Genomic DNA, 21173 nt, shown 5'->3' on the forward strand with positions numbered 1-21173 from the left:
ATGCTTAATTTTATGAACTATTTTATATTTAAGAATAATACCTCCCCCTTCGGTAATTCCGATTTTGAGCCTTTAGAAATGTAACTATAGAAAAAATCTCCTTTTATGTTATGAGTAATTCTCTAAAATAAGCAGTAAAAGGAGATTTCATATGACCAGTTTATTACAAAATCCATGAACATTCAACCCTCATTTTACAATAATTCTCAAAATATTATTTTACTTTTCCCCTTGACTTTAGCTTTAGGCGAAGGTTTATACTAAGAAACAGATAGGAAAAAAATGAATAAAACAAAAGGAGAGAATTCAATGCCAAATGATAAAAGATATACTATTAATCAAGTGGCTCAGCTTTTTCAGATTACGACTAACAAACTTAGATTCTATGAAAAAAAGGGATTAATCAAAGCAATACGTGATAAGCAAAATAACTATCGCTATTATAGCGATAAACACTTAATTAAAATACAGGCTATATTGATGTATAGGGTCCTGGGGTTCTCAATAGAAGACATTCAGACGGTTTTAAATAAAGATTATCGTGATGGCTTCTTAAACCTCTTTTATAACCAATGGAAAATGGTTAATGATGAGATGCATCATTTAAGACTTCTTCAAGGATCACTAGAGAAAATTATGGATGCCATGTATGAAGGGGATGAATACAATACTATGGATAGAATTATAGAATCATGTAAGAGAATTAATGAAGTCCAAGCTATCAAAAATAATTGGGAAGATAGATGGAATTTTGATCATTGGTCTAAGACATATGATACCTCTGTTAAAAATAATGTGGGGGAACTTGGTATCTATGAACATTATGAAGAGGTTTTGGAGAACGTATACCAATTAGCAACAAAAGATATTCATGAAACACCAAATCATATTAAAGTATTAGATATTGGTGTTGGAACAGGTAACCTTTCAGAGAAATTCTTATCCAATAACTATGATATTGTAGGCATTGATCAATCGAGAGAAATGCTTAATGTAGCTAAGAAGAAATTTCCTAAGCTCCCAGTTAGATTAGGTGAATTTCTTAAGATTCCCTTTGATAATAATCAATTTGATATCATCGTAACTACATACGCTTTCCATCATTTAAATGACTCCGAGAAAAGTATAGCCATTGAAGAGATGCTCCGAGTATTAAAGGATAAGGGTGTTATAGTCATAGGGGATATGATGTTTGAAAATGAGGGGCAAAAACAAGAGATGCTGAGTCAGCTATCGGTACAACAACGGGCTGAAATCGAAGATGAATATTATACGAATATCGAACTTTTGAGACAAGTTATTGAAGAGCATGGTATGAAACTTAGATATGAACCCATTGATTATATTAATTATCTTGTAAAAATTTCTATATAGTAACACGTGTGGCAGGTGATCTAATAATACCACTTATGTGAAACGAAACGCTCATAAATAAATTTAAAAGCATGAATCTGCTTAAAATAGATTTCATGCTTTTTAAGAACTTCCTTCTTATTTAACTTGATTGATGAATAGCACTTCCTCCATTTTTCGCTTAGGTACATTCAAGCATCCATCGTCATCTAAAAAATAGCGTATTGATTGGTCTTCACCGACATCCACGACTTTTGGTTCTTCAAGGGGATAACCTAGAGCAATAATGGAGTGTAATTGGTAAGTTTCTGGTATGTTGAGTAGTTCTTTAATTGCTCCCCGCTCAATAGCACCTAACCAGCAACTTCCTAACCCTTGAGCTTGTGCAGTTAACAATATACTCTGACCAACAATACCTGCTGCCACATCTGCTTTTGTTTGTTTCTCTTCATCTACTAGTAACGCAATGTAGGCAGTGGGTTTTTCTCCCTCCTGTGGTGTATAATCTGGATATAGATATCCTGCCCACTTAGTATGAGGAAATATATCCTCAATTAGTTGATCTTCAGTTATTATACAATATTTCATGGGTTGCTTATTCCCTCCTTGCGGAGATACACGAGCAACATCAACACATGAAACTAATAGCTCTAGATCTATTTTTTTCTGTGAAAATTTCCTTATACTTCTTCTTTTCTTGACGACTTCAAAAAAATCCATAGGCTTACCTACTTTCTATAATAAAATCCAATTAAATCTATTATAGCATACTCATGAGATGTTTATTATTACCGCTAACTTAATATCTCTTCACCTTTACAGAACATATACTATAAAGAATAAAAAAACGTAAAGGGTGATTACTTGGATAATTACAGTTATAAAGACTTAGATGATGCTAAATTATTAGACAAACCTAATTTTTTAATCATCACAGTCGACGAAGATCGTTTTCCACCTGTTTATGAATCCGATGAAATAAAGGCTTGGAGAAAAAAATATCTTAAAGCTCAGGAAATGTTGAAGGATAATGGTCTTCAGTTTAATAATCACTATGTAGGAAGTACAGCTTGTTCACCAAGCCGTGGGACTCTATATACTGGTCAATATCCATCACTTCATGGCGTTAGCCAAACAACTGGCGCTGCAAAAGATGACTTTGACCCTGATATATTTTGTTTAGATCCAAATACAGTACCCACCATTGGTGACTACTTTCGTACTGCTGGATACAGAACATTTTGGAAAGGCAAATGGCATGCCTCACAAGCTGATCTTTTAATTCCTGATACCCATGACTCATACCTTACCTACAACTCGGAAACGGGTGTACCAATATCTGCTAATGAAGAGTTATACCTTAATGCTAATCGTCTTAAGGAATATGGCTTTGATAGCTGGATAGGACCAGAACCATTTGGAAGTAATCCACGTAATTCTGGCTCATCAGCTTCTATAGGGTTAAGTGGACGTGACATCATTTATGCAGATGAAGTTATAAAATTAATACGAAATCTTGACGATGAACAGAGGCGCACAGATAGACCTGATACCAAGCCTTGGGTTATCATGAGCTCATTTGTTAATCCTCATGACATAGCTTTATTCGGTGCAATTACACGAATAGATCCATTGTTTCGTTTTGAAATTGATCCATCTGTTCCTGATATTCCACGTGCTCCTACAGCAGATGAATTATTACTCACAAAACCTCGAGCCCAAAGAAGCTATAGAGAGGTTTACCCAAAAGCTTTACAACCTCTAGAAGATACTCTATTTTATCGCCAACTCTACTATACACTTCAACTTAAGGTCGATAGAGACATGCAGAGGGTCATAAGTGCTATTAAAAACTCCTCCTTTTATAATAATACTATTGTTATATTTACATCAGATCACGGAGATATGATAGGAGCCCATGGTGGTCTATTCCAAAAGTGGTATCAAGCTTATGAGGAGACCATTCATGTGCCCTTCATCATTCATAATCCAATTCTATTCAGTAAACGTGAATCAACTAGCATTCTTACTAATCACGTTGATATTTTACCAACCCTATTAGGGTTAGCTGGTATAAATACTAAGAAAGCTCAAAGAATACTGGGTAAAAGTCATACTGAAGTACATCCATTAGTAGGTAAGGATCTATCCCCCTTTATTTTTAAAGAAGTGGTCGATCAAGTTCTGGATGAGCCCGTGTATTTTATGACTGATGATGATTTTACCAAAGGACTCAATCAAACTAGTATTCTTGGTGTACCCTATAATTCAGTAGTTCAACCAAACAGTATTGAAACTGTTGTTACCACATTAACTACTGGTGAGGATAATTCTAAAGAAATTTGGAAATACTCCCGTTACTTTGATAACCCACAATTTTGGAGTGATCCTGGTTGTGAAGACAAAGATGTCAGTCAAAGTAATGAAACACAGATAACACCAGACATAAGTTGCTCAACTTGTATAACAACTGTGAAAACTCGCCCTGTAGATGATGAAATTGAATTCTACAATCTAACAAAAGATCCCCTTGAAACTAAAAATCTTTCAGATCCTGAATTTTCTACCCCTGAATCAAGAATCGTAGAAATAGTTCTTGCAAAGATTTTGGAAGAACAATGTAGGCAGAAACGACTATATCCTACCAGCGGTAATGTTCCTGGGAAACCGTCTTGTCAGACATGTGCACCAGACTATAATATTTAAAACTCCAGATTTCTGGAGTTTTATTTTACAAAATTAACTTGACAAAGAACAGATTTAATTTATAATAATACTTATGATAAGTCTTAACGAAAGTCGAGGTGGTATTCAAAATGCCTGCTAATTCAATGAAACTTAAAGAAATTAATACTGAGCTGGTTAAATCTGTTCTAAAAAAGCAAGATTACTGTACAAAATCAAGTATTGCAAAAGCAACAAGTCTTAGCGTGGCTACCTGCGGGAATATCCTTAAAGAATTGATAGCAACAGGAGAAGTCTTAGAAATTGATTTAAAACCATCAACTGGTGGTCGACCAGCAAGGCGATTTGTGTATAATGAAAATTACGCTTACGTTGCTGTGCTTTATGCACGTAAAGAAGGTGATTATAAAAGTCTAACTTGTGTTGTATCAAATATGATAGGTATACATGTTTATGAAACCTATTTGGAACTGGAGGATATCTCAATAAAGGAATTTGATGATGCAATACACATGCTATTAAAGCTCTATCCCAATATAAAAGTACTAGGAATTGGTATACCAGGTGTTGTTCGTCAAGGTATTATAGATATTTGTGACTTCAAGAAACTGAGTGGAGAACCTCTTCAACAACATTTAGAAAAGAAATTCAACCTCCAGGTTATTATTGAAAATGACGTGAATAGTACTGCGTATGGTTTCTTTCATCGAACTCAATATACAGATGCAGAAAGTATGGTATACATCTACTATCCAATAGATGAGAACCCAGGTGCAGGAATTATTGTTAATGGACAAATATTGCTGGGACAGTCCAATTTTGCTGGTGAAGTTTCTTTCCTTCCTCTTGGAGTAAATCCAAAAAATCAAAGTGATATTCAAAAGAATAAAGAACTCTTTGCTGATCTTGTTGCTAAAACAATTATGTCCATAAATTGTGTCATTAATCCAAAGAGTATCATTTTATCTGGATTCTGTTTTACGGAGCAAATGATTGAATCTATTAAGACTTTACTTCATTTATTATCTCCAAAAGGACATCTTCCTGAATTAATAATTGAGGATGACATTCATGATAGTTATATTTACGGTTTGACTTCTATGGCCCTAACAAAATTGTCATGCAATATTCAACTCATTGAAAAATAATAGATAAGGAGAATATCATGGTTACAATCATATTACTTATCATCATTTATTTAGCTTTTATTAGTCTAGGACTTCCTGATTCTTTACTTGGCGTTACCTGGCCAGCAATGCAAATTGAATGGGGAATGCCATTAGATGCTGCTGGACTTATTGCTATGTTAACTACCGGTAGTACAATCCTTTCCAGCTTTTTAAGTGGACATATCATTAATAAATTTGAAACTGGAAAAGTTACCTTTATCAGTTGTATGATGACAGGTGGTGCTTTACTAGGCATTTCTTTTGCACCTTCTTATTTTTGGTTACTTGTATTGGCTATACCTTTAGGCTTAGGGGCAGGTTCAGTGGATACAGCACTCAATAATTATGTAGCCCTGCATTATAAAGCTCACCACATGAATTGGTTACATTCATTTTGGGGTGTAGGTGCAACTTTAGGTCCTCTTATTATGGCTCAAACATTACTTATGACATCCTCTTGGCGTTTAGGTTATCAAAGAATTGCTAGCTTTCAACTTATTTTAGCTTTTATTTTATTATTAAGCTTACCTCTTTGGACCAAACATAAAACACTATTTGAAAAAGTTAAAGAGGCAGATGACTCTCCACCAGAAGAAAAATCTAAAGAAAAGCATGTCTATAAGATAAAAGGAGTTAAGCACGCACTACTAACTTTCTTGTTCTATGTTGCTGTTGAATTATCCATTGGTTTATGGGGAAGCAGCTTCTTAGTAGAGATGAAAAGCCTATCCATAGAGGTTGCAGCTTCTTGGATTGCCATGTATTATGGTGGTATTACTTTAGGAAGATTTATATCTGGTTTTGTATCATTTAGATTAACCAATATTCAGATGATTCGCATTGGGATACTAATCGCTCTCTTCGGGTCAGTATTACTACTATTACCTTTACCAAACTTTATCTTAATGGTCGCTTTTGTACTGATTGGACTAGGTTTAGCTCCTATATTCCCGGCAATGATTCATGAGACACCAACTCGTTTTGGTAAGAATCACTCTCAAATTATAATCGGGTATCAGATGGGATTTGGGTATATCGGTAGCGCTATATTACCACCACTTTTTGGTGTTGTAGTAAGAAATACAAGTATGGTGATCTTTCCATTTTACATAGCTGCTTGTATTCTAATCATGTTATTTTGTTCAGAAAGACTAACAACTCTAACAAAAAAGGTAGACTTATAATAAACAGCCTTATATATCACTGATTGCATAGACCCCCTGCTTAAATAATAAGTAAGGGGGTCTTAATCGCATATATGCTAAGGAGTTCAGGGGAAGGTTTACTCTTCAACATTCTTAAAATAATCTTCAAGTCCACTAATAATCCCCACTGCAATCTTTTCTTGATACTCTGGAGTATTTAGTAATTGATCTTCATCATTATTGGTCATGAATCCCATCTCAACTAAAACAACCGGTACATTTGACCAGTTAAAGCCCGATATATCACCTCTCTCAATGATTCCATTATTCTTTGCGCCTGTTACATCTGTTAATCTTTCTAATATACAATTGGCTGCTCTATTACTATCTATTAACAGTTGTTCGTCATGAATAAATTTATTACTTGGTACTAATATTGATATACCATTCACTGCTGCATTGCTAGAACCATCTGCATGAAGCCGAACAAATATATGGGACTCATTATTATTCGCAATTTCCGCCCTTTCAATATTACTAATATTCACGGCAGCTTCTTCTCTAGTTAAGACCACAGTAGCACCATTGTTCTCAAGTTCACTTCTCAATAAGAGCGCTACCTGTAAATTCAACTCATACTCAGGGACTCCTGTTATAATACCTTGTGTTCCGCCTGAACATTTAATTTTATATTGATCGCTACTAGGTGCAATTAATTCTTGCTCAAAATTAGCTACCTCTTGATGTCCTGGATCAATACAGATTATTTTATCAGCTAAGATATGCGCTTTATCTTTCACGTCACCCTCAATTTCTCCATCTAAATCCGATTCACTGATTTCTTCATTTACATGATTAATTTTTTGAGTATCTTCGCTAGGTACACCTGTTTCCTCATTATTGTCATTGAATGTAACGTGACTTTCAAATACCTGCTCTAAACAAACTTCAGATGTTTCTTTTTTACTAATTACCTCTTTTGTCTCAATATGACTATTATCAGAAACTTTTAATGGTTCACTTGTACTTTTTTGACTAACTAAAAATAATAAGCTACCCAAAGCTATTACTATAAATATAAGCCCTACGAAAAACAACTTATGACTAGTTTTCAAACTGTTTAATAAATTGGGCATTGTATTTTTCATACTCATTAAGATCCCCTTCACTAAAGTTACTATTCGGACTATACCAGGATTTGCTTTCAAAATACAATCTATACTTTTCTGTTGAAAAAATGTAACCTTTTCTAGCGTATATCTCATTTCTTGCTAATGCAAGTTCTTCTAAAGTTAAGTTTTCTAAATCCTCTTCAATCAAATATCTATTACTACTATATGGAATGATATAATCAATTTCATCAGTACTGCTTATATTTGATTCTATCGTAAGCTTTGGAATATTGTCTAATTCTATATAAAATAGATTTCTATATGTAGAATTTCCCCACTGAGCAATATAATTATTGGCTTGACTTGGTGGATAAATATCTGTGAAAACCATCATGTCTTTTATAAGATTGATTTCCATACCATATATTGTATCAAATAGTCGCTCCCTCTTCCTTGTATTGATGTTCAACCTTGTCATCCCTGTGGTATCTCCATAATAAATATAATCTCCATATTTATTAACTCTTCTAAAAACTAAATCATCCGACATTTTTATTTTATCTCTTGTATCAATATTTAGTCGATACAACCTTCCTAAATAAAAACTTTCTCCTTCAGAACTTACCGAATCACCATCATTACAGTTAGCATAGTAAATCCACTCGTTGTAGACTAGAAAATCATTGGTACCATCATTAGTTATTTTTTCCTTATCTTGACCATTTGTCTTAACTCGATATATGGTACCAAACTCCTGATAAGATGTACCATCAAGCATATTATCATAGGTATATGTAACAGAGTCACTCAGGTTTAAATAATAAATCCAGTCATCAATAACATTAACAGTATGACATTGGTCATAGACAATTACTTCTGCCTGCCGTGTAATTAAATCAAATTTCATGATATTATTATTTTCATTCAAATAGTAGCCTGTATCATTAGCTATTACTAGGTAAGAAAAAGTAAATGCATCTTCAGCAATAACACTTATAGTATCACTTGAATTAAGATCCATTTCATAAATGTTAGTCTCGCTATAATCAATAGAACTCAAGCTAAAGTATAATTTATCACCTATAACATTTAGATACATAGGTGTGTTATCAGTGTCCAATAATTTTTTCTCTTCTCCGTTATAGGCGTTATATCTATATATTCCGCCTTCTACACTATAGATGATCCAATCATTCCATGATGCTACATAACCTGCATTTTTAATGTTTCCTGAAGTATTGCCTAGAATTAGTTCTTTAGGAGTGATTGCATAAGTAAATTCACTTTGACTAGTCAGGCTATAGCTGTTGGTAATAGCTAATCTTAATATTGTTTCTCCTTCTCTGATATGAATACTACCTTCATATTCTGCACCGTTTTCCATTGGGTCACTACCATCAGTTGAATAATAAGCCTTGTCACCATTATTTAAATTAGTTAGTTCTATGTTAAGCTCTTCTGAATAGTCACCACTATCCATATTCACAAGAGGGTTTTCTGGTGTTTTCTCTTTTATCCATCTATTAAACTTTTTTCTCTCAGTACTTTTGTAAGCTTCTTCTACTAACTCCTTAATTTCTATTTTCGGTTTATTCATTCGTTCATATATTTCTATGGCAAGCTCCCAACTGTCATCATCTTCTTCATCCATATCTATAGCTTCCATTATAATTTCTTCTGCAGCCTCATAGTCTTCTAGTTTAATATAAGCATCAGCCATACCCACTCTAGCCTTAACACTATCTTCATCAATTTCGATAGCTTCTTCATAAGCAGTTATAGATTCTTCATAATTTTTTTCATCAAAGCATTCGTGGCCTAGCTCCATTTTTTTTTCATATTGGCTCCCACCAGTTCCAATGAGTATAACCACACCAAAAGAAGCTAGTGCTATGGTAGTTAAAATGACTAAAATAATTACTTTTCTACTCATATTCCCCTCCTAAATTTAAGTTTGTGTTGTTAATAGTTTTATATCAACTCGCTTTGCATGTATCCTTTATTATTACAGTTTCTTATACAATCGATATAACATCATAGCAGCCTCTACTCTTGATATTTCTTTTTCTCCATCAAATAGTTGATCTATATTGGGTACCACTATACCTTCTCTTGTTGCCAATGCTACATAATCTAAAGCCCATTCTTCTATTTCATCTGGATTACTGTACATGCTAAGATAAATCTCCTTTTGTTCAGGATATTTATAACCTTTGCAATAGGATAATAATGCAGCATTGAGTTTAGTTAATTCTACTTTTAATATAGCATGATCCGGTCTAAAGGTATTATCATCATAACCTGATACAACACCGATTTCTTCTGAGGATGATATGTATGGATAGTACCATGCACTTTCTTCTACATCGACGAAATCACTTTCTGCATTCTTATTATGCAAATAAGCCATCTTGATTAAAGCTGTCGTTAATTCTGCCCTATTAACTTTTTCATCAGGATTAAATTTTCCTTCTTCACCTGATAGTATTTCTTTGGATGCAATTATTTTTATGGCTTCTTTTTCTGCTGTTGTTAACCCTTCTATATCTTCAAAACTCTTTTTATTGTTGATGACATAATAATCACCACTATCATCTATACTAACAGCCATTTTACCTGTTTCTTCATCATACCTTCCACCCATAGCCTCTTCTAGACCATCAGTATTCTTGAAAACACAATTGTATTTGTTGTCATCCGAAACAAGACTTAAACCAAGTTTACCATCAGACATACCTGCTCCATTATTAATATGAATTGTGTAGATAGTTGTATTGAATGTTTGCTCTATGGTCTCAGCAGCTAAAATAATTTTATTCGCATTGTCGCTAGTATTAGCTATCGTAGCTCTGCTAATTACTTTAACATCGTTCATAAGCTTTTTAATCCCCGATACACTATCGTCTTCTATAAAGGTTTCAACATCTGCTACAACTTCATTGGTAACTATAGCTTCTTTATAGTCTAATTCGATCTTCAGAATACCATTATTTTTTGTTGCTTTTTCGATTTGATTAGGAGTTACCGATAGGATAACACCTCCTGTATTAACATTAATCTTATCAACATCTTTTATTTCACTGAGATTATTTGAAAAAGTTAGTTCAATAGTTTTGTCTTCCTCTAATGATCCAAATTCTATTTCTATAATGGCTTCTATTTTTCTATCTAATGTCACATCATCTTCTTTTAACATCGACTCTATTTGATTCTTCATTTCTATAGCTGTTGCAATTTCTGCGTCTATCAAGGATGTATTGATCATAAGCTTGTTATCTTCAGATTCTAATTTTAGTGCCCCAGTTTCTCTTATGATCTTCTCTGCTTCTTTCGTCAACTCTTCTATTGTATCACTATCAAACTTATCTTTTAATGCTTGAATAGCATCCGTTTGATCAACATCACTTTGCCATATAACATCCACATCTCCTGATTCAAAGTAATCAACTATTGAAGCAAGTTCTTTTTCGTTTGCAATACTCTCAGTTATATTAATAGCTTCAAGATTAGTTAAGCTTTTAAATGGTTCAGTATTTTCAATAGCATTATAGCTTATATTCAATGTCTTTAAGTTTTTAAGCTTATCAAGTCCTTCTACACTTTTTATATTCATACCGGAAGCATTAAGACTTGTTATTGTTGCTAGCTCTTCTTCTAAGATATTACCACTAACTTTTCCTAGTTCTTGTCGAATAGTTGTTTCAAGGTTTTTATCAAAATAACTTAATTGTGATCCTATTTCATTATTTATCTCAATTGTATTTGAACAATTGTTATAGTTTTGTAGTAACGTATAAGCTGTTGTATCATCTTTAATTACTTCTCCAGTTAATAATTTTTTGGCAGATTCATTATATTCCTTTTCAAGTTTCTCAAATTCTGCCCTATTATTGAACCAATATTTTATTTGCTCGTTTGCGTTATACCCATCTTCATCTATTGATGCTAACATTTTACCATTAACAAAAAAAACTTGATGAAAGGAAGGTTTGGTATCAACATCGTAGTAATATATAAGTTCTCCAGATTCATTAAAATAGTAATACCTATCTGACCAAGAATCGTATACATGTACCAATACAATTTTACCATTATTTTCATAATAATTACAACTAATTATTAAACCATTAGATTCTGTATAATAAGTTTCTATAATCTTGTTACCATCTGAAATTCGGTTTAAAATGCTGGTTAATACTTGATCACATGTTTCCTTAGAATCATAGTCCCCACTTGAGCTCTTTTGAAGATTTAAATATTGATTATTAAACTTGATTTCACTTATACATAAATCATTATACATTGTGCCATTAATAACTTCTGTAAAGTAGAGTCGTACTCCTTTAATATTTTCAAATCCCAACTCGATGTTCTGAAAGTCCATAATCCCATCCATTAGATTGACTTCTCTGACTTGTCCATTGGAAGCTTCAACTCTTATTCTCAAGGCTCTATTATTTTTATAATATAAGCTTTCACTTTTAGCATATCCATTAATTATTTGAAGACTAGCTAAATCAAATGAAGAATTACTGTTAATATAAACCCATTCGCCTTCTCCATTTCCTGATCCACCTTCTACCCATGCAGTATTAACATTATTATCAGAAATATTGACTGGTTCATATACAACATCTTCACCATTAACTTCTTCTTCTAATACTGAAGATGCTTCTATTTCAAAGACCATATCTGTAGCAGCTATAATGTCTATGGATGATGTATTAATCAAAGTAAATAAAAGTACAAAAAGTAATACGAAGCTCGTGATTCTACTATAAATCATTTTTTTCTCCTCTCTCTTCTTATCAATAACCTTAAAACATATTACAGGCTTACTGATATTCGATTTTTTGCTCTTGCATAGCTATATTCCAATTACCTAATAGATGTTGAGCTTCTTGTTCAAGAGTATTAACTACTAAAGTCTTTTCTACGATGTTACTATATGCTTCCTCTAAGGCTCCATCAGCTTCAATGCTCTCAAGATCTTTTGTCATTTCTAACAATTCTTTACTATATTCATTAATTAAATATTTTTTATTACACCATTGAATCAGCATTTCATTTATTGTATTAACTTCTTCGTTTTTTGTCTTTAGCCCATTAATATCATTAATAGTAACTTCTAATGCTCCTCTATGCTCTATTAATATCTCTTCTGCTTCAGTTATGTAGTCTTTATCATTAACATCAATTCTACCTATTCTCTCTTCTATTTCTATGATTAATTCTATCCCTGCTTCGATCTGCATTTTATCTATATATTTCACATATCCAGCTGAGGTCTCAACTAACTTTGATAGACTTATATAATATATACTTCCTGCTATAAGTCCTAAGCTAATGATAATACTCCATGTGATAACTATCTTCTTTGTCTTCTTTTTTTCTCTTATAGTCTTTAATTTCTTGGTTTTCTTTGTTTGATTCATTCCCTCAAAGTCTTTTATAGCCTCTTTTTCAGGTATTAGCATAGCAGTTTCTTTGTTTTGATTTTTAGTCTTTATGTTACCTTTTATTTTAGTTCCACATTTAATACAAAAATTATTATTGTCGTCAATTTTACCACCGCATTTTATACAATACATTTTGCGCCTCCAACATTATATTAGGTTTAACTCCTTATGCATTAATGATTATTAAACCTATATTTACAAGCATTAATATCTTTCCAGATATTTTGGGAAGAGGTCTTCACCTCTCCCCTCTATGCGATACTCATAGCACTTTAATCTACGACATACAATTAATCAATAATAACGTAAGCTCCATAATAAAAATAATACGTATTATTAGATATTTTAAAATATCCAACATCTTTAGGACTATCTATGTACAAGACATCATTATTCTTAAAAGTAACATAACCTTGAAAAGGTATGCGTACTATGTATTCATTATCTAGATCCTCGGCAACGGAACGCTTGATTTTATCATCACTATCTATATTATAGAAACGCTCCCTGAGGACAGATTCAAAATCAGGGTTCTCCTCTTTAAAATCTTCTACCTTTATCGATAGTGGCATATGGTATGTTAGTTCATCCATCATCCCATAGTTATAATTTTCAAAATTACCCTTTAATCCTTCCCATTCCACAGTAGTAATTACCTTGTTAGGGAATATATGTTTCATATCAATATTTACATCTATTCCTTCATCATCAAAGATGTCTTCATAATAGTCATAAACTTCTTCCATTCTATCTTCATAGCGTTTAAAATCATCATCATAGAAGGTACGTTTTATTTTAATCTCATCCAAATCTATGATTTCACATTCAGTTTTTTGCATTGGTCGTACATAATTAATAGACTTGTAAAAAAATCCGATATTTAATAATAAAATCACGCATACAAATATGGTTAGTATAATTTTTGCTGTAAATTTGTAATTATTAAAATATGCGAATAAACTAAACTCTTGATTTATTAATGCTATTTTATTAATTTTAAAACATGCTATAATTAAACCACTAAGTGATAAAATTGCAAAAGCTAAACAAAAAATTATGCAGCTGAACATACTATCTAAAACTAGTAACATATCATCAATATTCAGTTCCATTACAAAAAGTCCATTGATGCCTATGATTATAAGTGAGACAAAGACGGTAAAGATCGCACTGATTCTAAAACATACTAAAAACAAACCCTTTTTATTAAAAGCAAAACCAGCTAAAGCAATAAACAAAAGAACTACAACCACAGCATAAATAATTGATAATATTGGCAAGTAAAAAAATCCTGTATCATACCCATTAATAAACTCTGTTAACACTCTTAACTCTTCATAAAAATACTCGTGGAGTTCCATTGAAAAACCACTTGACGGTATTCTTTTAAGAATATCAAACATACTAACCCGCGCATATGTACTTGGTATTACTGGAACAAAGTAAAATATTATCTGCAATAACCCTATTGAAAATAAGGTACCTACTCTACTAATAACCTTACTTTCCTTAACTTCCTTATTCTCCTCAAAATTAACTTGATCACTATGCTGATCTTCTTGAGAATCTGTATTTCCATTTACTTTATATTGACATACTGTACATAGTTCTTCCGTAGTATCAATTTCTTTTCCGCATTTTACACAAAACATATAATCCCTCCATATTGCGTTTCATTGATTATATTTACATAAACGTCCAAAATATCTCTTGCATCAGTTCTTCTATCATAGCCTTTATTAGTTCTTCCTGATCAATAAAATAATTATCTTCTGCTAAATCTTCAAAGAAGTCTTCTAAATCATCATTCTCTTTAACATAATCATCTAAGTAGTCCACAATATCCTCAACTAACTCATATTGATCCTCTATGTCCATTTTTTCAATATCTTCTCCATCTCTTGTTGAGTATTTTCTAACCGGACGATAGCCTTTACCATTTTCAATAGTTAAAGTGAAACTCTCATCATAAGCTTCTGGCTCTATAACGACTGTTTTAATACGATTGAATATATCAAAGGTGACAGTAACTGTGAGTTCGAATTCTTCATCCTCATAATACTCTTTATCTTGTTTGAAAGCATCTACCATTTCTTCCAGCCCATCAGCAAAATCATCTTCAAAATCTTTATCATCAATGATGTCCAGCATTTCCTCCCAAACATCATCATCCATATAGCCCCATTCAAAATCATCTTCTATCATTTCGTTAAAGACTTTTTTACCATTCTTTTGAATCCAGCTAGCTAATTTTTCGTCATCTTCTGCTGTTTCTAATATCTCTTCCATCATATCTATAATCGTATCACTCTCAAGTTCAAATGTTACTTCATTGAATTTTTTATCCAAATCACTTTCTGTTGCTTCATAAATTGCATCAGCATAGATTCTAGTATCCAATCCTTTAATATCGATCATATCAATATATTTTCCTATTGAATCGAAAGACTCCTCAGATGCAATATCTTCTAATTCATAATAGAGATATTCATCATCTTCAAGTACTTCAGGTACATCAAAATATAGAACCCCCTCTTGTGCTAGTAGAACAAAATCTATAATCTTTTCATTGTTATATTGTGTTTCGTAGGCACCTGCCATCGTTCCTTTTCTCTTATCAATAGATATTTTAAATTTATTATCTATTTCTTTTGTTAATTCATCTAAGGAATTATCCAAATTTGTTTCTAAAGACATTGTTAAATCATATTTATTCTGTGAAACAAACTTATTGAGACCATATAGGGTTCTGTATACTGGATTTGATGATATAACAAGATGAGATATTAAAAATCCTATAATAATAATTGCTACTAAACCACTTGGTATAATATACCACTTGCTGAAGTTTAATTTCTCAAGGACTTCTTTTAAGTTATTCATAATTTCATTAATTTTATTACTGACTTTATTTTCGTTAATCCCATTGTTTTCAGTAGTCTCTTTATCATCTCCAGATTGCATGTCGTCACTTATTTCTTCTGTCTTTTGTTTCTCTGAGCTTAAAGTATCATTTGTACCTTTCTCATTTTTGTCTAGCTCTAGCCTAGCTCCACAATTATTACAAAATATCGCTTCTTCAACATTTGCTTCATTACATTTAGTACACTTTTTCATGATTACCACCCCATAAATTTATTAATTGTTTATACTCTTTATACTATTAAAAGACAATTCTGTCTTATAATACTTAACCATTTCCCGGTTACTATTATACTGTCCAAAGCTTCTCATATATCCGTATAACAGCATTGCAACCTCTACAATTACTCATTCTGTTTCTCTATCAAAGAGTTAATCAACATTAGTTAAGAACATATGATTATTAGATCTGATTAATCTGAAATATGGTTCATGGAATTGGGACATAACAAGAAGACTACCCCACAAAAAATTAGAATAGCCACTTGATATAGTGTTAGATTACTAGATATTCTTTACTTTTTGTCAAGTTACATACCGGCAGATAACATCCCTTTCAGCAGAATAACATACTTCCTAACAAAAAACCTCCATCACTAATGGAGATATTTATAGTCTATGAGTACTCAAAAAGTACATAAAAACACCCCCCCAATAAAATTGGCGAGAGTGTTTTATATAAATCTCCCATATTACACTAACTTTTCTTAAGTAAGAACCTCTTAAGTTATTTATCTATTTGTTATTACGCCTACATGAGTTATTTTAGATCTTGCTTCATCTTTGATTAATTTTCCTCCCTCATTATCTTAGTACATACTGAAACTCTAATCCCCTAATTAACTTAAATAAAATCTTAGTTCTATTTTCATTACTCACTTTTTGAATATCATAGACAGCATAACACAGTGTATAATAAAAAACCTCCATTGCTAGTGGAGATTTTTGTTGAATTACTATGTACCTTTTGGTATTATTTTTATATAATTATATGTGCACATATGTGACGCTTTTTCATCTTTTAAGTTTATTTCTTGGAGGAATTATTTTGAGCTACTATGACAATGATCTCTTTAAAAAAGACAGCAAAACAAATCATTATGGTAAGACAAGAATTTATAATATAAAAAAGAATCTCCAATTCACGACCATTGAAGATTCTCCTGAGGCTCCACCTTACTATAAGATTATATTAAATCAATACCATCTAAAATATCTAGCCGAGATGGATGCAAAAGGTACTAAACCTCTTAGTTTTAATTATATGAAGTTAAAGTATGGTCTGCCTAATAATCTTGATCACTATTTCATAATAAATCCAAAGCATGAAAGTTTTAAAAAACCAAAGTCAATTCACCAGAAAAATGCTTACATACTGATTATTTTTTATAAAATGAGCCTTGAACACGCCAATCTATTTCTGGAAAGTCTAAATTATCCACGACTAGATTCACCACTGGCGTCAAACTTAACCAAATGTATACGTTATGCTCTTTCTTGCTCATATACTCTAGAAGAGGTCAATCAATTGTTATCTGATAGTAAAATCGAGACTCTATTTTAAGAATGACCGTGTTCACCTACTTTATAACAATCTCAAAAATGTTTTTCTCAGATTCGTTACCTCTTTTATCTTCATAGTAAATTTCTACTTGATAAGTACCTTTTTCAAGGGTTTCAGAAAAATCAATGAATAATTCATTTGTTGTTAAACTAGCTATTAGTTCCAGAGAACTTACTTTATAAAAGTTTATGAAATAATTATTAGCCTTCTCTGCCGGAGACCATGATAATAATATATCCTCTGCATTATTCCATTCTAATTTTTCATTATTATTTATCATGACTGCCGGAAGGTATGGTGGTAATACCGCAAAATTGACCTTTGATAATGGTGACATAGTATGGTCTTTAAGATAACTTAAAGTACATTCGTAGGCACCCATATTTAATTCTAATGAATCTAAATCAATATTAGTTATATCTCCATTAAAACTCTTTTTGATAGTTTGTCCTGAGACTATATGATAAAGTACCATATATATCTCTTTAGGGTCATCCATATTATCCCACTCTAATTTCTTTTCACCATTATAAGGAAAAATACTATTATTTCTTATGTTAAAAGTAGCTCTTTTGGGAATATTATCTTCAACTATTGAGATATCTGATTTAGCATACTGTGAAATTTCTTTATCACTTTTAGACTGAATAATCAAGGAATAATACCCACTTTTATTTATTAAATCATTTATATTAACTCTTTGCTCACTTATTTCATGGGTTGTAATTTTATTAGGACCATAGTAATCGATTAAAGAAACTACATAAGTTAAGTCATCATTATTAGCATAGAAATCAATGTATTTATCATCAGATATATTATAAGAGTAGAAGTCTGTATCAAGTTCCACAGGGCTTAATAATTTTTTATCTATAGGTTCACTAACCACAAAATCAAAGTACTTCATATAAGCAAATTTATTATTCGGATCTGTAACAAAAAGCATCAGTCGATAATTGGCAGGGTTTAATCCTAATGTATCCAAATCGAAACTCGTTCCATTCACATAGAATTGTGGCGTCTCAATTTGCCATGTCGAAGTATTCATAACGCACACAATATATCCTGGAAAATCATGTGGGTTTGACCATTCAACTAACTTTGTATCAGTAAAATCAAAATTTCTATTCTGTGATGTAATAAATGTAACTTCTTCGGTATTTATGACTTCATCTTTAATCTCATTATCTGGCTTATCCTCTGGATCTTCACTTTCATTATCTATACTTGGCTTATTATCTGTATTTTCACTTTCGTTACCCATACTTGGCTCTTCATATGCATCTTCACTCTGGATACCTATACTTGGGGTTTCATCCGTATCCTTATACTCATTACCTATACTTGGCTTATTATCTGCATCTTCACTTTCGTTACCTATGCTTAGCATATCATCTGCATCTTCACTTTCGTTACCTATGCTTAGCTTATCATCTGCATCTTTACTCTCGGTACTTATACTTTGCTTTTCATCCGTATCTTTAATCTCATTACCCATAATTGGCTTATCATTCGTATCTCCACGTACACTATTATTTTGAATATATGTACTTACAGTTTTACTGATATTCAAATCATTATTAGTATTTGTTATTTTTCCATCTTTTTGAACTAGTATATAAAATAATAATCCGACTGTAAATATTGCAATAATGGATAATATAATCATTTTTATAGGCATACGCTTATGGCGTTTACCAATTATTTCTTTTACTTCATTTATATTCTGTATTCGTGATTTAGGAGATTCTTCACAGGATTTAGAAATTATAGCATTTATCTTATTTCTATCAACAGTTTCATTGATTAGATTTAAGCCAAGTTCATATGCCTCTTCCTTCGTTCTAAGATTGATGTCATTTTTATAACCTAAATGAAAGATTAAGTATTCAAGAATTTTACCTAATGAATATATGTCTGACCAAGTCCCTTGAGTATTCGATCCTATTTTCTGCTCAGGAGATGCATAGACTTCGGAATAACAAATTGTATTACTCTTATTAATGTCTTGTTTATATTTAGAAATACCAAAGTCTCCAATAACAATCTTATCTGGCATAACAAATAAATTACTAGGCTTAATATCACGGTGAATAATTCCAGCGTGATGAATTTCTTCAACAGCCGTCAACAGAAGCATATATATCTCTATAGTGTCTTGGGCTGTTATTAACTCTTCTGATGTTATTAGTTCACTTAATGTTGGATAATCAATATAGTCAAGAACAATATAGCCAGTATTATTAGTTTCAAAGCAATCATTAACATCTATAACATATTTATTTATCGATAACTCTTTTAATTGCTCAGCCTCTTGTAAAAAACGATTCAAAAGTGTCATATACAGTTCATACTTCTTTGGTGTAAAAGAATCCAGTTCTACTGCTTGACTGATTTTATTTCTTCTTAATCTTATTAACTGATCACCATATTCAATATTATCCCGTGGATAAAACTCTTTAATAGCAACATAATCCTTTGTAAAGCTATTTCTAGCCCTATATACAAAACCATTATCACCTGAATACATTACATAGCATATCTCATATTTATTATTAAGTAAATATCCCTGTGCTAAAGCTTCACTATTTTCAATTCTGTATCTATTTTCTTTAGCTATTTTTTTTAGCATCCCCTGATCAATCATACTTTCCCCCAATAACACTAGCAATTTTCTATTTTCAAACTATTCAAGTTACTTCATTGTGTAGATATATAAAGCTCAGATATTCATATCCATTTTATTCACGTCAATATTTTTCTGCCTAGGCTTTAAATATCACAAATTCACTACAATTATATCAATTCGTTAAAAACAAGTCAATCAGACCATAGACCCCCTTGCTTAAATAATAAGAAGGGGGTCATAATCGCTTAAACATTAAGAGGTTTCAATAATAATTGTATTTTATACGCTAATCGCTCTAGCCAATTAGCATTCTTACTTTCATTAGTTTTATCTAATAGTTTTTGCAAATTAGGTATGTACTGGCTAATATCCTCATTTTCCATTTGACATTGTTCATAAAAAGATATCCCCCAGACCTCGGTAAAATTTCTCCACCGTGGGTCCCTTCTACTCAATATATCCCAGATATCACTTTTATGTATCTTTGTAAGAGTTGGCTGAACAATAGGAACGTCAAAGACGGCTCGAATGAAAGCACTTGAAAAATTAGTATAATTCAAAGAACACTGATTATCAAAAGTACAGTCTATTAGTTCAGCATTACAAAATCTTGCATGATTGAAATTGCAATTATGAAAACTTACGTTAATAAACGATGTATCATCCATTGATGCATAAGACAAATCTGCATTTTTTATGGTGACGTTTTTTATACTGTTCTTTAAGATACTAATCCCTCTGAAGTCAGTCTTGTTTGAATCTCCACTATCGTTAAAAGAGTGTACAGTTCCAAGGTCATCAAAGCTATATCTGTGATGGCCATAGGTAAATCCAATATCTTTGAAGTCAAGTATTGCTCCTTCTTCTGCTTTTCTAAATACCTTCCTCATCTGAAACTTTGTTAATACACCTAAATGTGATCCCCATCGTACCTTCATCTCAAATTCCTCTAAAAATCTACTATTCAAAAGTAAACTAGGCTTTTCGTTCCTGATATAATCAATTATCTCTGACTTGTGTTCAACCCAATATTCAAATATGTTTTCAGTACCGTCATAACCATATTCGAAAAGCACAGAAATTATAGGATTGCTTACTAACATATCAGACCCCTCCTCAAAAATAAGTACAATCA

At 31.9% G+C, this 21173-nt stretch carries 14 protein-coding genes; 5 read left to right on the forward strand and 9 right to left on the reverse strand.

Annotated features, from left to right (window positions below; all coding sequences use genetic code 11):
• The first annotated feature begins 309 nt into the window (after positions 1-309).
• Positions 310-1374, forward strand: coding sequence for a MerR family transcriptional regulator (locus C1Y58_RS07170; RefSeq protein WP_105615329.1), 1065 nt, complete (start codon positions 310-312; stop codon positions 1372-1374).
• 117 nt (positions 1375-1491) lie between these two features.
• On the opposite strand, the gene C1Y58_RS07175 is transcribed toward C1Y58_RS07170, so the two are convergent.
• Positions 1492-2073 carry a nitroreductase family protein gene (locus C1Y58_RS07175; protein WP_105615330.1) on the reverse strand — a complete coding sequence of 194 codons (582 nt, stop codon included), beginning with the start codon at positions 2071-2073 and terminating at the stop codon, positions 1492-1494.
• Between the two features lie 144 nt (positions 2074-2217).
• Between C1Y58_RS07175 and C1Y58_RS07180 the strand changes: the two genes are divergently transcribed.
• The 3 genes from C1Y58_RS07180 (at position 2218) to C1Y58_RS07190 (ending at position 6391) form a co-directional block, all read left to right on the forward strand.
• Positions 2218-4059, forward strand: a complete 1842-nt coding sequence (locus C1Y58_RS07180; RefSeq protein ID WP_105615331.1) for a sulfatase family protein — start codon at positions 2218-2220, stop codon at positions 4057-4059.
• A 110-nt stretch (positions 4060-4169) separates the two neighbouring features.
• Positions 4170-5186, forward strand: coding sequence for an ROK family protein (locus C1Y58_RS07185; RefSeq protein ID WP_105615332.1), 1017 nt, complete (start codon positions 4170-4172; stop codon positions 5184-5186).
• 17 nt (positions 5187-5203) lie between these two features.
• On the forward strand, positions 5204-6391 hold the full coding sequence (locus C1Y58_RS07190; protein WP_105615333.1) for an MFS transporter: 1188 nt from the start codon (positions 5204-5206) through the stop codon (positions 6389-6391).
• A 98-nt stretch (positions 6392-6489) separates the two neighbouring features.
• Here C1Y58_RS07190 and C1Y58_RS07195 read toward each other — a convergent pair whose 3' ends face one another.
• The 6 genes from C1Y58_RS07195 to C1Y58_RS07220 form a co-directional block, all read right to left on the reverse strand.
• Positions 6490-7506 (reverse strand): N-acetylmuramoyl-L-alanine amidase family protein, encoded by a 1017-nt coding sequence (locus C1Y58_RS07195; RefSeq protein WP_105615334.1) that lies wholly within the window; start codon positions 7504-7506, stop codon positions 6490-6492.
• Positions 7457-9397 (reverse strand): DUF5050 domain-containing protein, encoded by a 1941-nt coding sequence (locus C1Y58_RS07200; RefSeq protein WP_105615335.1) that lies wholly within the window; start codon positions 9395-9397, stop codon positions 7457-7459. The genes C1Y58_RS07195 and C1Y58_RS07200 overlap by 50 nt, the downstream gene beginning before the upstream one ends.
• Positions 9398-9469: 72 nt before the next feature.
• The gene (locus tag C1Y58_RS07205) at positions 9470-12250 is read right to left on the reverse strand and encodes an S-layer homology domain-containing protein (protein WP_105615336.1); all 2781 of its coding nucleotides are present in this window, start codon (positions 12248-12250) and stop codon (positions 9470-9472) included.
• A gap of 49 nt (positions 12251-12299) precedes the next feature.
• Positions 12300-13055 carry a zinc ribbon domain-containing protein gene (locus C1Y58_RS07210; protein ID WP_105615337.1) on the reverse strand — a complete coding sequence of 252 codons (756 nt, stop codon included), beginning with the start codon at positions 13053-13055 and terminating at the stop codon, positions 12300-12302.
• A gap of 158 nt (positions 13056-13213) precedes the next feature.
• Complete coding sequence (locus C1Y58_RS07215; RefSeq protein ID WP_105615338.1) at positions 13214-14575, reverse strand: hypothetical protein; 1362 nt, start codon at positions 14573-14575, stop codon at positions 13214-13216.
• A gap of 34 nt (positions 14576-14609) precedes the next feature.
• Positions 14610-16040: a zinc ribbon domain-containing protein gene (locus C1Y58_RS07220; RefSeq protein ID WP_105615339.1), complete on the reverse strand. Its 1431-nt coding sequence runs from the start codon at positions 16038-16040 to the stop codon at positions 14610-14612.
• 853 nt (positions 16041-16893) lie between these two features.
• Between C1Y58_RS07220 and C1Y58_RS07225 the strand changes: the two genes are divergently transcribed.
• On the forward strand, positions 16894-17409 hold the full coding sequence (locus C1Y58_RS07225) for a hypothetical protein (protein ID WP_105615340.1): 516 nt from the start codon (positions 16894-16896) through the stop codon (positions 17407-17409).
• Between the two features lie 16 nt (positions 17410-17425).
• Here the strand turns inward: C1Y58_RS07225 and C1Y58_RS07230 are convergent, their stop codons facing one another.
• Positions 17426-20056 carry a protein kinase domain-containing protein gene (locus C1Y58_RS07230; RefSeq protein WP_105615341.1) on the reverse strand — a complete coding sequence of 877 codons (2631 nt, stop codon included), beginning with the start codon at positions 20054-20056 and terminating at the stop codon, positions 17426-17428.
• 227 nt (positions 20057-20283) lie between these two features.
• Positions 20284-21141, reverse strand: a complete 858-nt coding sequence (locus tag C1Y58_RS07235; RefSeq protein WP_105615342.1) for a pentapeptide repeat-containing protein — start codon at positions 21139-21141, stop codon at positions 20284-20286.
• Between the last annotated feature and the right edge of the window lie 32 nt (positions 21142-21173).

This window comes from Vallitalea okinawensis, assembly GCF_002964605.1.
Lineage (GTDB): Bacteria > Bacillota > Clostridia > Lachnospirales > PQDH01 > Vallitalea_A > Vallitalea_A okinawensis.